This window comes from Kitasatospora sp. NPDC089913 (genome assembly GCF_044748625.1).
Classification (GTDB): Bacteria; Actinomycetota; Actinomycetes; order Streptomycetales; family Streptomycetaceae; genus Kitasatospora.
On record NZ_JBIVGI010000007.1, the window covers coordinates 354,079 to 368,599 of the forward strand.

General features: G+C 72.8%; 13 protein-coding genes. 7 read left to right on the forward strand and 6 right to left on the reverse strand.

Annotation, left to right across the window (positions count from 1 at the left end):
- Positions 1-31: 31 nt before the first annotated feature.
- Positions 32-424 carry a dihydroxyacetone kinase phosphoryl donor subunit DhaM gene (dhaM, locus tag ACIPYS_RS14745; protein WP_093860204.1) on the reverse strand — a complete coding sequence of 131 codons (393 nt, stop codon included), beginning with the start codon at positions 422-424 and terminating at the stop codon, positions 32-34.
- Between the two features lie 157 nt (positions 425-581).
- Between dhaM and dhaK the strand changes: the two genes are divergently transcribed.
- Together dhaK and dhaL are read left to right on the forward strand one after the other, a co-directional pair.
- A complete protein-coding gene (gene dhaK, locus ACIPYS_RS14750; RefSeq protein ID WP_400746217.1) occupies positions 582-1,577 on the forward strand; it encodes a dihydroxyacetone kinase subunit DhaK in 996 nt (331 codons plus the stop codon).
- Between the two features lie 89 nt (positions 1,578-1,666).
- Positions 1,667-2,344, forward strand: a complete 678-nt coding sequence (gene dhaL / locus ACIPYS_RS14755; protein ID WP_400746219.1) for a dihydroxyacetone kinase subunit DhaL — start codon at positions 1,667-1,669, stop codon at positions 2,342-2,344.
- 75 nt (positions 2,345-2,419) lie between these two features.
- Here the strand turns inward: dhaL and ACIPYS_RS14760 are convergent, their stop codons facing one another.
- Positions 2,420-2,626 (reverse strand): RICIN domain-containing protein, encoded by a 207-nt coding sequence (locus tag ACIPYS_RS14760; RefSeq protein WP_400746221.1) that lies wholly within the window; start codon positions 2,624-2,626, stop codon positions 2,420-2,422.
- Between the two features lie 15 nt (positions 2,627-2,641).
- Positions 2,642-3,832: a PP2C family protein-serine/threonine phosphatase gene (locus ACIPYS_RS14765; RefSeq protein ID WP_400746223.1), complete on the reverse strand. Its 1,191-nt coding sequence runs from the start codon at positions 3,830-3,832 to the stop codon at positions 2,642-2,644.
- 191 nt (positions 3,833-4,023) lie between these two features.
- On the opposite strand from ACIPYS_RS14765, the gene ACIPYS_RS14770 reads away from it, so the two are divergent.
- The 3 genes from ACIPYS_RS14770 (at position 4,024) to ACIPYS_RS14780 (ending at position 7,923) form a co-directional block, all read left to right on the forward strand.
- Positions 4,024-4,965, forward strand: a complete 942-nt coding sequence (locus ACIPYS_RS14770) for a PrsW family glutamic-type intramembrane protease (protein WP_400746225.1) — start codon at positions 4,024-4,026, stop codon at positions 4,963-4,965.
- A 347-nt stretch (positions 4,966-5,312) separates the two neighbouring features.
- The gene (locus ACIPYS_RS14775; protein ID WP_030395102.1) at positions 5,313-5,531 is read left to right on the forward strand and encodes a heavy-metal-associated domain-containing protein; all 219 of its coding nucleotides are present in this window, start codon (positions 5,313-5,315) and stop codon (positions 5,529-5,531) included.
- Between the two features lie 70 nt (positions 5,532-5,601).
- Positions 5,602-7,923 (forward strand): heavy metal translocating P-type ATPase, encoded by a 2,322-nt coding sequence (locus tag ACIPYS_RS14780; protein ID WP_400746228.1) that lies wholly within the window; start codon positions 5,602-5,604, stop codon positions 7,921-7,923.
- Between the two features lie 68 nt (positions 7,924-7,991).
- Here the strand turns inward: ACIPYS_RS14780 and ACIPYS_RS14785 are convergent, their stop codons facing one another.
- From ACIPYS_RS14785 to ACIPYS_RS14795, 3 genes are all read right to left on the reverse strand, one after another.
- Positions 7,992-8,711 carry an SDR family NAD(P)-dependent oxidoreductase gene (locus ACIPYS_RS14785; protein ID WP_093860209.1) on the reverse strand — a complete coding sequence of 240 codons (720 nt, stop codon included), beginning with the start codon at positions 8,709-8,711 and terminating at the stop codon, positions 7,992-7,994.
- Between the two features lie 527 nt (positions 8,712-9,238).
- Positions 9,239-10,528 (reverse strand): citrate synthase, encoded by a 1,290-nt coding sequence (locus ACIPYS_RS14790; RefSeq protein ID WP_093860210.1) that lies wholly within the window; start codon positions 10,526-10,528, stop codon positions 9,239-9,241.
- 224 nt (positions 10,529-10,752) lie between these two features.
- Positions 10,753-12,957: an ATP-dependent RecD-like DNA helicase gene (locus ACIPYS_RS14795; protein ID WP_093864849.1), complete on the reverse strand. Its 2,205-nt coding sequence runs from the start codon at positions 12,955-12,957 to the stop codon at positions 10,753-10,755.
- Between the two features lie 186 nt (positions 12,958-13,143).
- On the opposite strand from ACIPYS_RS14795, the gene ACIPYS_RS14800 reads away from it, so the two are divergent.
- Both ACIPYS_RS14800 and ACIPYS_RS14805 read left to right on the forward strand, forming a co-directional pair.
- Complete coding sequence (locus ACIPYS_RS14800) at positions 13,144-13,929, forward strand: VOC family protein (RefSeq protein ID WP_400746231.1); 786 nt, start codon at positions 13,144-13,146, stop codon at positions 13,927-13,929.
- A gap of 30 nt (positions 13,930-13,959) precedes the next feature.
- Positions 13,960-14,412, forward strand: a complete 453-nt coding sequence (locus ACIPYS_RS14805; RefSeq protein ID WP_093860212.1) for a GNAT family N-acetyltransferase — start codon at positions 13,960-13,962, stop codon at positions 14,410-14,412.
- Positions 14,413-14,521 lie beyond the last annotated feature (109 nt).

Below are 14,521 nucleotides of genomic sequence, written 5' to 3' on the forward strand. Positions count from 1 at the left end.
CCGCTGCCACCGCTGTTGCCGGTTCCGGTGCTCACAGCTTGCGGTAGCCGCGCGCCTCCTCGGCGGCGGCGACCACCTCGGCCAGCGCGGCCCCGGTCGACGCGGTCACCGCGGCGGCGACCGCGCCCTCCACGAACGGCGCGTCGACCAGTACGACCCCGGGGCGGGGCTGGTCCTCCAGCACGGTCACCGCGGTCAGCACCGAGCTCCCGAGGTCCGGCAGCACCACGGCCCCCGCCCCGGAGTCGGCCGCCGCCACGGCCCGGGCGATCAGCTCGTAGCTGCTGCCGAGCCCGCCGTCCTCGGTACCGCCGGCCACCACCACCCGGACCTCCGGTGCGGCGAGCTCCCCCAGCAGTTCCCTCAACCCCCCGGCCAGCGCGGCGCTGTGCGAGACCAGGACGATGCCCACGTGTCCACTCATGCCCCGACCCTAGGCCGTGCCGGCGAAGCCGCGCCGGACCGTTCGCGTGTTGCTCCGGACGAGTGAGGGTGCGGGCGGCGGGCCGGATCCGGGACACCGGCCGCCGCTCCGGCGTAGCGTCGGGTCAGCACCGTCGGCCGAGGGGAGCGCGTACACCGTGAAGAAGCTCATCAACAGCGCGGACACCGTGCTGGAGGACGCGCTGGCCGGAGTGGCCGCCGCCCATCCGGAGCTGGCGGTGGACCTCGCCGCCCGGGTGATCACCCGGGCGGTGCGGCCGCCGGCCCCCAAGGTGGCCCTGGTGTCCGGCGGCGGGTCCGGGCACGAGCCCCTGCACGGCGGCTTCGTCGGCCCCGGCATGCTGGACGCGGCCTGCCCCGGCGAGGTCTTCACCTCGCCGGTCCCGGACCAGGTGCTGGCCGCCGCCGAGGCCGTGGACTCCGGCGCCGGCGTGGTGTTCGTGGTCAAGAACTACACCGGCGACGTGATGAACTTCGAGCTCGCCGCGGAGCTGGCCGCCGAGCGGGGCATCGAGGTCCGCACCGTGCTGGTCGACGACGACGTGGCGGTGGAGGACTCCACCTGGACCGCCGGCCGGCGCGGCACCGGGGCGACGGTGGCGGTGGAGAAGATCGCGGGCGCGCTGGCCGAACGCGGCGCGGCGCTGGACGCGGTGGCCGCCCTCGGCGAGCGGGTGAACGCGGCCTCCCGCTCGTTCGCGATCGCGCTGACCGGGGCGACCGTCCCGGCGGCGGGCCGGCCCGGCTTCGAGCTGGCCGAGGACGAGATCGAGGTCGGCGTCGGCATCCACGGCGAGCCGGGCCGCCGTCGGGAGAAGCTCCGCCCGGCCCGCGAACTGGTCGCCGAGGTGGTGTCGACGATCCTCACCGATCACCACCTGACCGCCGGGGACGAGGTGATCGCCCTGGTCAACGGGCTGGGCGGGACACCGCTGCTGGAGCTGTACATCGTGTTCGGCGAGGTCGCCGCGAGGCTCGCCGAGCACGGCATCACGGTGGCCCGCAGCCTGGTCGGCAACTATGTGACCAGCCTCGACATGGCGGGCTTCTCGCTCACCCTCACCAAGGCCGACGCGCAGTTGCTGGAGCTGTGGGACGCCCCGGTGGACACCCCGGCCCTCAAGCGCGCCTGAGTCTCCGCCACGGGCCCGACCGCGGGACCCGCCCCAAAACCCGCAGGACCCGCAGGACCCGTCCCCAACGACCCGAAGGAGCCGTCCGCATGGACGTCGACACCCGTCTCGCCGAGGACTGGGTCCGCGCGATCGCCGCGGCGGTCGAGCGCGATCACCAGCGGCTCACCGAGCTGGACACCGCGATCGGCGACGGCGACCACGGCAGCAATCTGCGCCGCGGCTTCGCCGCCGTGCTGGCCGTCCTGGACAACCCGGACAACTCGGGCAGCCCGGACGGCCCGGACGCGCCCGCACCGGACGCCGGCCCCGGCGCGGTGCTGACCAGGACGGGCAGCACCCTGATCTCCAAGGTCGGCGGCGCCTCCGGCCCGCTCTACGGCAAGGCCTTCCGCGCGATCGGCGCCGCCCTGCCGCCGCCCGGACAGCCGCCCGCCGACGCGGCCGGGCTGGGCGAGGCACTGGCCGCCGGGCTGCGGGCGGTCCGGGACCTCGGCCGGGCCGCGCCGGGGGACAAGACCGTCGTGGACGCCTGGACGCCCGCCCTGGACGCCTACCGGGAGGCGGTGGCCGCCGGGGCCGGACTGCCGGAGGCCGCCGCGGCGGCGGCCGCGGGCGCCGAGCGGGGCGCCCGGGACACCGAACCGCTCCAGGCCCGCAAGGGCCGCGCCTCCTACCTCGGCCCCCGCAGCATCGGCCACCGCGACCCCGGTGCCGCCTCCACCGCCCTGATCTTCCGGGCCCTCGCCGACATCACCGCGGGCTGAGGCCGCCGTCGGGGGGCGGGGCGCCACCGGCTCCGCCCCGCCCGCACGCGGCCGTACGGACGGGACGGCCGCCGGTCAGACCGACCATTCCTGCTCGGGGATCCTGCTGTTGGAGCAGGTCCACAGGGCCAGGTAGGCACCGTCACCCATCGAGCCGCCCTTGTTGGTGATGCACTTGCCGCCCCAGGACGGGCGCCGGAACCCCGCACGGACTCCGGCGGCATCGAACCCAGGCCCGATCTGCGCGGTCGGGTGTGCGCGGCGTGCACGCTTCCTCGACAATCCCTGCGGTCCGGCTCAGGGACCCGCGGTCCAGACCGGGTCGGTGCGGGTGACGAGCAGCAGCAGCGCGTCGTCCCGCAGCTCGCCCCCGGTGTGCGCGAGCAGGTCGGCGTAGACCCGGCCGACGGCCGCCTCGAGTTCGGCGGCGGAGCGGGCCGCGCCGCGCACCAGCGGCCCGACCCGCTCCTCCAGCGGGTAGAATCCGCCGTTCTTCCGGTGCCTGGCCTCGATCACCCCGTCGGTGCACAGCACCAGCACGTCCTCGATCCCGAACGACTGCTCCCAGGTGCTCGGCCCGCCGAACGCCAGCCGGCCGAGGCCGAGCGGCACCCAGGGGTCGGGGGCGTCCAGCACGTGTGCCCGGCCGTCCCGGTCCACCCGGATCGGCGGGACGTGCCCGCACTGGAGCAGCTCGACCACGCCGGGACGGCGGAACTCGGCGAACAGCGCGGTGGTGAACTCGCCGTCCGGTACGTGCCGCTCCACGCTGGCCTCGATCCTGGCGGCCACCCCGGGCAGCCCGGACTCGTCGTAGGCGGCCTCGCGGAAGGCGCCGAGCACCACGGCGGCGGTCTGCACCGCCCCGAGTCCCTTGCCCCGCACGTCACCGACCGCGACCCGGGTGCCGTGCGGGGTCTCCAGGACGGAGTAGAGGTCCCCGCCGATCTTGGAGGCGTCGGCGGCGGAGACGTACCGGACGGCGAGGCGCAGCGGCCCGACGACCGGGCCGGGCAGCCGCAGCAGGGCCCGCTGCGCGGCCTCCGCGACGGAACTGACCGCGGCGAAGGCGGCGGCCCGGCGCATCCTGATCTTGGCGACCCAGGCGGAGAAGATCGTGAGCAGCAGGTAGCTGATCATCGCGCCCCAGAGGAAGCGGGCGTCGTTGATGGTGTCGACCTGGTCGTAGTGGCTGAGGCCGAAGACGGCGAGCAGGCCGAGCGAGCAGACACCGAGCAGTTCGAGCGGCCGCAGGGTGAGCGCGGCGATGCTCGGGACGACGGTCATCAGGGGCGCGAGGTAGCGGTCCCGGCCGGAGTAGAGGTCGGCGATCCCGACCAGCACGATCGCGAGCAGCGCGGGTGAGGCCCGGCGCCAGAACGGGATGTCGAGCAGGTCGACGGCGAGCAGCGCGCCGCGCCGCCGGGCCGGCGGCTGCCCGGCGCCGGTCGGATCGGACGGCGACTGGGCTCGACGGATCGGGAACACATATCGAACATAACGGACGATCACCCCGCCCACCCCCGCACCCCCGATCACCGGCCCACCCCGCACCGCCGACCGCGGAGCACCCCCGGACGCAGGCACCCGTCACTCCACGGACTGTGCCAGAAGGTACCAAAGCACCCAATTCGTCATACAGTGCGACGAAAGCGGATCACACAAGGGAGCCCTCACCGGTGTCCGGATACCGCAACACCCCCCACCTCTCCGCCCCGTCCGTCCGCCCCTCGGCCCGCCCCGCCCAGTGGCCCCGGATCCTTCTCGGCGGACTGCTGCTGTGGATCGCGACCGTCGCCGTCACCTTCCTCACCGGCAACAGCAATCTGGTCCCGACGATCGTCCTGCTCGGCAGCTTCCTCGTCCCGGTCACCGTGGCGACCCGGGCGTACGAACGCCACGCCGCCGGCCTCGGCGCCGACCGGATCCTCGGCTGCTTCGGCATCGGCGGCCTCGTCGGCGTCCTCGGCGCCTCCGTCCTGGAGACCTGCCTGCCCTCCCCCTCGGCCTGGACCCACCTCGGCGTCGGCCTGATCGAGGAGGCGGCCAAGCTGGCCGCCCTGGTCCTGGTCAGCCGGCGACTTCGGGTGAGCGGCCTGCGGTACGGGCTGGTCCTGGGCGCCACCGTGGGCGCCGGCTTCGCGGCCTTCGAGAGCGCCGGATACGCCTTCAACGCCGTGCTCACCACCGACGGGCTCTCGCTGCGCAACCTGGTGGAGACCGAGATCCTGCGCGGCGTCCTGGCGCCCGTCGGCCACATCCTGTGGACGGCACTGCTCGGCGGCGTGCTGTTCCGCGAGCGGCGCGGCGGCCGGTTCCGCCTCGGTCCGCCGGTCCTGCTGACCTACCTGGGCGTCTCGCTGCTGCACGCGCTCTGGGACTCGACGAGCGGGATCGCGGTCTGGCTGGTGGCCCGGAGCACCTCCGCCGACTGGCAGCGCGCCCTGTTCGACCTCGGCCGCCTGCCGAGCCCGACCACCGAACAGGTCCACCTCTACACCCTGTACGACACCGCCGGACTGGTCCTGGTCGCGCTCGGCGGACTGTACTGGCTGCGACTGCTGGTCCGCGGCGACCGGCGCTCGCCGATCCCGACCCAGCTCCCGTCCGCCCCGCTCTGACCGCCCGCCCCCTCCTGCTCCGATCCGCCCCGTTCCGGATCGAACCAGAACGGCCCGCCGTCCGACTACTGGGAGGGGACCCGTCCGGAACGGGGCTCCACGGGCGCACACGGCCGGACCGGTCGCACTCGAATCCACCCGAGCCACGGCGCGGATTCGAGCGCAGCGTGTCCGGACGCCTACGCTCTGCTCTCGGAATGCGTTCCGGTCGCGCTCGGCGCGACAAGCGGAATGCGATCCACACCACACGATCCGCACTCGTACGGAATACCCCCCAAGGGTATGGTGTTCCCAAGAGCAGGGCCCGGGCGTACGCTCGCGGCCGTACCGACCTTCCGGAGGCCCCGATGTCCAGCACCATCACCTACACCGTGACCGGCATGAGCTGCGGACACTGCGAGAACTCGGTGAGCAAGGAGCTCTCCGGCCTCGCCGGGGTGACGGAGGTCTCCGCCGACGCCAAGGCCGGCACCGTCACCGTCTCCACCAGCGACCAGCTGGACGACGAGCTGGTCCGTGCCGCCGTCGACGAGGCCGGCTACGAGCTGGTCGGCCGCTCGGCCTGAGAGCCCCCGCCGTGCGGCGGGGGCCGTCGACCACGCCCCCGCCGCGCCCTCACTAGGAGCTGATCAGCACATGAGCACCTCCACCCCGGGCTCCGCATCCCCGGACGCGACGGGCGCCATAGCCGACCCGGCGGGACCGACCGCCGTCCGCGAACGCGTCGAACTGTCGATCGGCGGCATGACCTGTGCCGCCTGCGCCGCCCGGATCGAGAAGAAGCTCAACCGGATGGACGGCGTCGAGGCCACCGTCAACTACGCCACCGAGAAGGCCAGAGTCGACTTCGGGCCGGACGTCAGCGTGGCCGACCTCATCGCCACCGTCGAGAACACCGGCTACACCGCCGAACTCCCGCCGCCGCCCGTGCCCGCCGACCCGGCCGAGGCACCCGCCGGAGCCGCCGCCGGCACCGGACCGACCGCCGACCCCCTGCTCGACCGGCTGCTCGTCAGCGCCCTGCTCAGCCTGCCGGTGGTCCTCTGGTCGATGATCCCGGCCCTCCAGTTCACCAACTGGCAGTGGCTGGCCTTCGCCCTCACCGGGCCGGTCGTGGTGTACGGCGGCCTGCCGTTCCACCGGGCCGCCTGGACCAACCTCAAGCACGGCGCCGCGACCATGGACACCCTGGTCTCGCTCGGCACCCTGGCCGCCTTCGGCTGGTCCTTCTGGGCGCTGTTCTGGGGCGACGCCGGCATGCCCGGGATGCGGCACGAGTTCTCGCTCTCGGTCGGCGACACCGACGCCTCTTCCATGCTCTACCTGGAGACCGCCTCCGCCGTCACCGTGCTGATCCTGCTCGGCCGCTACCTGGAGGCCCGCTCCAAGCGGCGTGCCGGGGCCGCGCTGCACGCCCTGCTCGACCTCGGCGCCAAGGACGTCGCCGTCCTCCGGGGCGGCCGCGAGGTCCGGGTGCCGGTCGACCTGCTGGCCGTCGGCGACCGGTTCGTGGTCCGCCCGGGGGAGAAGATCGCCACCGACGGGGTGGTGGTCGAGGGCGCCTCCGCCGTCGACGCCTCGATGCTGACCGGCGAGTCCGTACCCGTCGAGGTCGCCGTCGGCGACACCGTCACCGGCGCCACCGTGAACGCCGGCGGCCGGCTCGTGGTGGAGGCCACCCGGGTCGGCGCGGACACCCGGCTCGCCCGGATGGCCCGGCTGGTCGAGGACGCCCAGAACGGCAAGGCCGCCGCCCAGCGGCTCGCCGACCGGATCTCCGCCGTCTTCGTCCCCGTGGTCATCCTGATCGCACTCGGCACCCTGATCGGCTGGCTGCTGGCGACCGACAGCGCGACCGAGGCGTTCACCGCCGCGGTGGCGGTGCTGATCATCGCCTGCCCGTGCGCCCTGGGCCTGGCCACCCCGACCGCCCTGATGGTCGGCACCGGCCGCGGCGCCCAGCTCGGCATCCTCATCAAGGGCCCCGAGGTCCTGGAGAACACCCGCCGGGTCGACACCGTCGTCCTCGACAAGACCGGCACCGTCACCACCGGCCGGATGACCCTGCTCGCCGTCCGCACCACCGGGGACACCACCGAGGACGAGGTCCTGCGCCTGGCCGGCGCCCTGGAACACGCCTCCGAACACCCCGTCGCCACCGCGATCGCCGGCGCCGCCGCCGAACGCCTCACCACCCTGCCCCCCGTCCAGGACTTCGAGAACGTCCCCGGCCTCGGCGTCCAGGGGGTCGTGGACGGCCACACGGTCGTCGCCGGACGCGAGGCCCTGCTCGCCGGGCACGACCAGCCGCTGCCCGCCCCGCTCGCCGAGGCCAAGCGGGCCGCCGAGGCCGCCGGACGGACCGCCGTCGCGGTCGGCTGGGACGGCGCCGCCCGCGCCGTGCTGGAGGTCGCCGACGCCGTGAAGCCCACCAGCGCCGAGGCCGTCGCCGCACTGCGCGCCCTCGGCCTGCGCCCGGTCCTGCTCACCGGCGACAACCGCGCCGTCGCCCGGGCCGTCGCCGCCGAGGTCGGCATCCCCGCCGAGGACGTCCACGCCGAGGTACTGCCCGAGGACAAGGTCGCCACGGTGGAGATCCTCCAGGCCGAGGGCCGGATCGTCGCCATGGTCGGGGACGGCGTCAACGACGCCGCCGCCCTCGCCCAGGCCGACCTCGGCCTCGCCATGGGCACCGGCACCGACGCCGCCATCGAGGCGAGCGACCTCACCCTGGTCCGCGGCGACCTGCGCTCCGCCGCCGACGCCATCCGCCTCTCCCGCAGGACCCTCGCCACCATCAAGGGCAACCTCTTCTGGGCCTTCGGCTACAACGTCGCCGCCATACCCCTCGCCGCCGCCGGACTCCTCAACCCGATGATCGCCGGCGCCACGATGGCCTTCTCCTCGGTGTTCGTGCTCACCAACAGCCTCCGCCTGCGCACCTTCCAGGCCGGCTAGGGCCGCGAAGACGGCCGAGGGGCCCGTACCGCGGACGCGGTACGGGCCCCTCGGCCGTTCGACAGCGCTCAGCGGCCGAGCAGCTCGCCGCCGTTGCAGTGCAGGATCTCCCCGGTGATGAACCCGGCCTCCGGCGAGGCCAGGAACTGCACCGCCGCCGCCACCTCGCCGGTCTCCCCGATCCGCCCGAGCAACGTGCGGGCCGCCCGGCGGGAGACCTCCGCCTCGTCCAGCCTCGGCCCGAAGAACTCGGTGCCCGCCACCGTGCCCGGGGCGACGATGTTGGCCGTGATGCCCGAGGTGCCGAGCTGGGCGGCCAGGAAGTTGTTCCAGGCGTGCAGCGAGGCCTTCGCCGCCCCGTACGAGCCCGCCCCGCGCAGTGCCGCGATCGAGCTGATCGTGACCACCCGGCCGGCGCCCGGGGTCAGCCGGTCCCGGATCGACTCGGTGAGCAGCACCACGGTCAGCACATTGCGCTCGAAGTCGCCCCGCCAGCGGGCCAGCAGGGCGTGCGGCCCGGCGCCGATCACGGTCTCCCGGCTGCCGGCGTTGTTCACCAGCACGTCGATCCGCTCGGGCAGGTCGGCGAGCGCGGACTCCACGGCGTCCGGATCGGCCAGGTCGCAGACCAGCGGGGTCACGTTCGGCCCGAGGGTGGCGGCGGCTTCCTCCAGCACCGCACGCCGCCGGCCGACGATCACGACCTGTTCGCCGGCCTCGGCGAACCGCCGCGCCACCTCGTACCCGATCCCCGTGCCACCGCCGGTGACAACCACGTTCCTGGTCATCTGCGCACTCCCTCCCCAGCTCCGCCGCCACGCTGCCAGCTGCGGGGCGGTCCGTACCGGAATGCCACGATTCCTATCACGCTCGGTTGCCGTGACTGCGGGGAGGGTGACGTCGCCGCCGCCGGAAGGTGTGGTATGGGGGCGGCACCGCACGCACACGGAGCGTGGCGAGAGGCAGCTCACACCCCCCGGGCGTAACTTCTCGCACGCTGATACGTCTTAGGTTGGTAGTGCGGCAGTTTTTTCCGGTGGGCGAAGACGTGGCGAACGGCATAACGTCGACGCGCGGCCACCACTGTCGCCGACGGGGCTCCGGCGGGCCCCGGGTCGGTCGCCGAGGTTGGCGGCCTTCGCGCACGACGCCGGGGTGTGGCAGGGGCCGGGGACGCTTTGAGCGGCCGTCCCGGGCCCGCAGCCGCCCCCGGAGTCGTGCGCCGGACATGGAGGAGCGAAGACCGAGGGCCCGGCCGCAGGAGTGCGGCCGGGCCCTCGTGGCACGGTGTCAGGGCGTGCGCATGGCGTCAGCGTCAGCGGGCGTCGATCGCGACGTAGTCGCGGATCTCGGTGCCGGTGTAGATCTGGCGCGGACGGCCGATCCGGCTGGTCGGGTCGTTGATCATCTCGTGCCAGTGGGCGATCCAGCCCGGCAGCCGGCCGAGGGCGAACAGCACGGTGAACATGCTGGTCGGGAAGCCCATGGCGCGGTAGATCAGACCGGTGTAGAAGTCCACGTTCGGGTAGAGCTTGCGCGAGACGAAGAAGTCGTCCTTGAGCGCGTGCTCCTCCAGCTTGAGCGCGATCTCCAGCAGCTCGTCCGACTTGCCGAGCTGGCCGAGCACCTCGTGGGCGAGCAGCTTGACCTGCGCGGCGCGCGGGTCGAAGGCCTTGTACACGCGGTGGCCGAAGCCCATCAGCTTGACGCCGGACTCGCGGTTCTTGACCTTGGTGATGAAGGCGTCGACGTCGCCGCCGTCCTTCTGGATGCTCTCCAGCATCTCCAGCACGGCCTGGTTGGCGCCACCGTGCAGCGGGCCCCACAGCGCCGAGATGCCCGCCGAGATCGAGGCGAACAGGTTCGCGTGGCTGGAGCCGACCAGGCGCACGGTGGAGGTCGAGCAGTTCTGCTCGTGGTCCGCGTGCAGGATCAGCAGCTTGTCCAGCGCGTTGACGATGACCGGGTTGAGCTCGTAGTCCTCGGCCGGGACCGCGAAGGTCATCCGCAGGAGGTTCTCGACGTAGCTCAGGTCGTTGCGCGGGTAGACGAAGGGCTGGCCCATCGCCTTCTTGTACGCGTACGCCGCGATGGTCGGGAGCTTCGCCAGCAGGCGGACCGTCGACAGGTGGCGCTGGGCCGCGTCGAACGGGTTGTGGCTCTCCGGGTAGAACGTCGACAGCGCGCCGACCACCGAGGACAGCATGGCCATCGGGTGGGCGTCCCGGGGGAAGCCCTGGAAGAAGCGCTTGACGTCCTCGTGCAGCAGGGTGTGCTGGGTGATCTCGCGGTTGAAGTCCGCCAGCTGCTCCGCGTTCGGCAGCTCGCCGTTGATCAGCAGGTAGGCGGTCTCGATGAAGTCACCCTTGGCGGCGAGCTGCTCGATCGGGTAACCGCGGTACCGCAGGATGCCGTTGTCACCGTCCACGAAAGTGATCGCGGACTTGTAGGCGGCGGTGTTGCCGAAGCCGTTGTCCAGGGTGACCAGGCCGGTCTGCGGGAGCAGCTTCGAGATGTCGAAGCCGGCGTTGCCCGCAGTGCTCTCGACGACGGGGTACTCGTACTCGCCGTCCTGGTACCGCAGTACTACCGAGTTGTCGCTCACGTCTTCCTCACCGACGAAATGAATCCTCTTCCAAGGTGCCCTGACTGTCTCTACCATCCCCCATCCGGCGGACAGCCGCGCACCCGGGGTGACCCGAAAGGGCCCGCCCCTACAAAACCTGCCGCCGCAGCCGGTACGAACCGGACAAGATCGGCACCCCACCAGGCTCTGCCGTAAATCTCTTCACGTCAAGAGAACAATAGAGGCAAGCATCCTTTGGAGAATCATCCAGACGCCAACCGGTGGTCGAGCGCGGCATGCCTCCGACCTGCACTGACACTGCGAACCGCCTGTGCGATCGCTTTCCGTGACCCCACCAGCACAACCAGTTTTCGGGCCCTGGTCACCGCGGTGTAGAGCAGATTTCGCTGCAGCATCGTCCACGCGGACATGGTGACCGGAATCACCACCACCGGATACTCGCTCCCCTGCGACCGGTGGATGGTCACCGCGTAGGCGTGCGCGAGCTCGTCCAACTCGTCGAAGTCGTACGGCACCTCCTCGTCCTCGTCCGTCAGCACCGTCAGCCGCTGGTCGTCCACGCTGAGGGCCGTCACCACTCCCACTGTGCCGTTGAAGACGCCGTTCCGCCCCTTGTCGTAGTTGTTGCGGATCTGCGTGACCTTGTCGCCCACCCGGAACGTCCGACCGCCGAACCGCCGCTCCGCCAGCCCCTCCCGGGCCGGCGTGACCGCCGCCTGGAGCAGCGTGTTGAGGTTCCCCGCACCCGCCGGGCCCCGGTGCATCGGCGCCAGCACCTGGACGTCCCGCCGGGCGTCGTAGCCGAACTTCTGCGGGATCCGCCGGGCCACCACGTCCACCGTCAGACCCGCCGCCAGCTCGGTGTCGTCCTCCGCGAACAGGAAGAAGTCCGGCAGCCCCTCGGTCCGCGGCGGCAGCCCCTCGTTGATCCGGTGCGCGTTGGTCACCACACCCGACTGCTGCGCCTGCCGGAAGATCCTGGTCAGCCGCACCGAGGGAATCGGCCCGCCCTCCGCGAGCAGGTCCCGCAGCACCTCTCCCGCACCCACCGAGGGCAACTGGTCCACATCCCCCACGAACAGCAGGTGCGCGCCCGGCGCCACCGCCTTGACCAGCTTGTTCGCCAGGATCAGGTCCAGCATCGACGCCTCGTCGACCACCACCAGGTCCGCGTCCAGCGGCCGGTCCCGGTCGTACGCGGCGTCGCCGCCCGGCCGCAGCTCCAGCAGCCGGTGCACCGTCGAGGCCTCCACCCCGGTCAGCTCCGCCAGCCGCTTCGCCGCCCGCCCGGTCGGCGCCGCCAGCACCACCTTGGCCCGCTTCGCCAGTGCCAGGGTCACGATCGACTTCACCGTGAACGACTTGCCGCAACCGGGACCGCCGGTCAGCACCGCGACCCGCTCCGTCAGCGCCAGCCGCACCGACTGCTCCTGCTCCGGCGCCAGTTCCGCACCGGTCTGCCGCGCCAGCCAGCCCAGCGCCGCCGGCCAGTCCACGTCCCCGAACCACGGCATCCGGTCGTTGTCCGCCCGCAGCAGCCGCAGCAGCTGATTGGCCAGGGAGATCTCCGCCCGGTGGAACGGCACCAGGTACACCGCCGTGATGGGCTCCCCCGCCGCCCCCGGCACCTGCTCGCGCACCACCCCCTCCGCGGCCACCAGCTCCGCCAGGCAGTCGATCACCAGCCCCACGTCCACCTGGAGCAGCTTCACCCCGTCGGCGATCAGCCGCTCCTCCGGCAGGTAGCAGTGCCCCTGGTCGCTGCTCTGCGACAGCGCGTACTGCAGACCCGCCTTCACCCGCTCCGGACTGTCGTGCGGGATGCCCACGGCCTGCGCGATCCGGTCCGCGGTGAGGAAGCCGATGCCCCACACGTCCGAGGCCAGCCGGTACGGCTCGTTCTTCACCACCCCGATCGAGGCGTCCTCGTACTGCTTGTAGATCCGTACAGCCAACGAGGTCGAGACCCCCACCCCCTGCAGAAAGACCATCACCTCCTTGATGGCCTTCTGCTCCTCCCAGGCGGCAGCGATCTTCTTCGTCCGCTTCGGCCCCAGCCCCGGCACCTCGATCAGCCGGCCCGGCTCCTTCTCGATCACCTCCAGGGTGTCCGCCCCGAACCGCTCCACGATCCGCTCGGCGAAGCGGGGCCCGATCCCCTTGATCAGCCCCGACCCCAGATAGCGCTGGATGCCCTGCACCGTGGCCGGCAGCACCGTCGTGTAGTTCTCCACCACGAACTGCCGCCCGTACTGCGGGTGCGACCCCCACCGCCCGTGCAGCCGCAGCGACTCCCCCGGCTGGGCCCCGAGCAGCGCGCCGACCACCGTCAGCAGGTCGTTGCCGCCCCGCCCGGTGTCGACCCGCGCCACGGTGTAGCCGGTCTCCTCGTTCGCGTAGGTGATCCGCTCCAGCACACCCTCGACCTGGGCGAGCTGGCGCGGCACCGCCTGGTCGCCGCCGGTACCGGTACCGGTGCGCGCCGCCGTCTGCCTGGCCACCGGGCCTCCTGTCACCGTGCGGAAGGACTTCCGCTACGCACCGTACCGCCCGGGTGCGACATCCCGGACTGCGGTGCCAGGCTGGGGGCAAGCGGGGAGGGGCCAGGTCCGACGTCGAAGGAGCGGAACACCGTGCTCACCACCGCCTTCCGGCCGGGTGCCCCCAACTGGCTCGACCTCGCCAGCCCGGACGTCCCGGCCTCGGCCGCCTTCTACACCACGCTGTTCGGCTGGACCTCCGCCTCCGGCCCAGGCGCCGCCCGGCACAGCCTCTTCCGCCAGGACGGCCGGACCGTCGCCGCGCTCGGCCCGGTCGGCTCCACCGGCGACCGCGCCGCCTGGACCGTGCACTTCCGCACCCTCGACTCCGACCGCACCGCGGGCCTGGTCCGGGAGGCCGGCGGCCGGATCCGTTTCGGCCCCTTCGACGTCCTCACCAGCGGCCGCACCACCGGCTGCACCGACCCGACCGGCGCCGACTTCGCGCTCTGGCAACCGCACCACGTCCGCGGCCTGGAAAGCGTCACCGAACCCGGCAGCCTCTGCTGGACGGAGTGCTTCAGCATCGACGCCGAGGCCGCCAAGACGTTCTACCGCGCGGTGTTCGGCTGGCAGGAGCAGGACGTCCCGCTCGGCCTCGACCTCTGCACGGTGCTCACCCCGTCCGGCGGCGGCACGGCGGACGCGCACGGCGGGATCTGCCCCATCCCGCCCGAGGACGCCGCCGCCGGCATCTCCTCGCACTGGCTCCCCTCCTTCGAGGTGCCCGACGTGGACGCCACCCTCGCCACCGCCCGAGGGCTCGGTGCCGCCGTCCGGCTCCCCGCCGAGGACGTCCACGGCGTCGGCCGCCTGGCCCGCCTCGTCGACCCGCACGGCGCGGCCTTCGCCGTCGTCACCAGCGCCCCGCCCGGCTGACGGCGGAACCCACCCTCCTAGGGTGTGGGCATGAACGATCTGACGATCCGCCGGGCGACCGGCGACGACCTGCCGGCCATTGTCGCGATGCTCGCCGACGACCCCCTGGGCGCGACCCGTGAAAGCCCCGACGATCTCACCCCCTACCTGGCCGCGTTCGAGCGCATCGACGCCGACCCGCACCAGCACCTCGTCGTCGCCGAACGCGCCGGCCGGACCGTCGGCACCCTGCAGCTGACCGTCGTCCCCGGCCTCTCCCGGAAGGGCGCCACCCGGACCGTCATCGAGGGTGTGCGGGTGCACGGCGACGAACGCGGCAGCGGCCTGGGCACCGAACTGATCGAGTGGGCGATCGAGCGCTCCCGCGAACTCGACGCCCAGCTCGTGCAGCTGACCTCCGACATCACCCGCACCGACGCGCACCGCTTCTACGAACGCCTCGGCTTCGTCCCCTCCCACCTGGGCTTCAAGCTCGCGCTCTGACGGAATTCGGGCACAACGCAAAGAACCCCCGCCGGTTTCCCGACGGGGGTTCTTCACAATGATTGTTCGGCGGCGTCCTACTCTCCCACAGGGTCCCCCCTGCAGTACC

Excerpts from the sequence above, each read along its gene's own strand:
- dhaM (WP_093860204.1), bottom strand. The coding sequence starts at position 424 with ATGAGTGGACACGTGGGCATCGTCCTGGTCTCGCACAGCGCCGCGCTG.
- dhaL (WP_400746219.1), top strand. The coding sequence starts at position 1,667 with ATGGACGTCGACACCCGTCTCGCCGAGGACTGGGTCCGCGCGATCGCC.
- ACIPYS_RS14775 (WP_030395102.1), top strand. The coding sequence starts at position 5,313 with ATGTCCAGCACCATCACCTACACCGTGACCGGCATGAGCTGCGGACAC.
- ACIPYS_RS14780 (WP_400746228.1), top strand. The coding sequence starts at position 5,602 with ATGAGCACCTCCACCCCGGGCTCCGCATCCCCGGACGCGACGGGCGCC.
- ACIPYS_RS14785 (WP_093860209.1), bottom strand. The coding sequence starts at position 8,711 with ATGACCAGGAACGTGGTTGTCACCGGCGGTGGCACGGGGATCGGGTAC.
- ACIPYS_RS14805 (WP_093860212.1), top strand. The coding sequence starts at position 13,960 with ATGAACGATCTGACGATCCGCCGGGCGACCGGCGACGACCTGCCGGCC.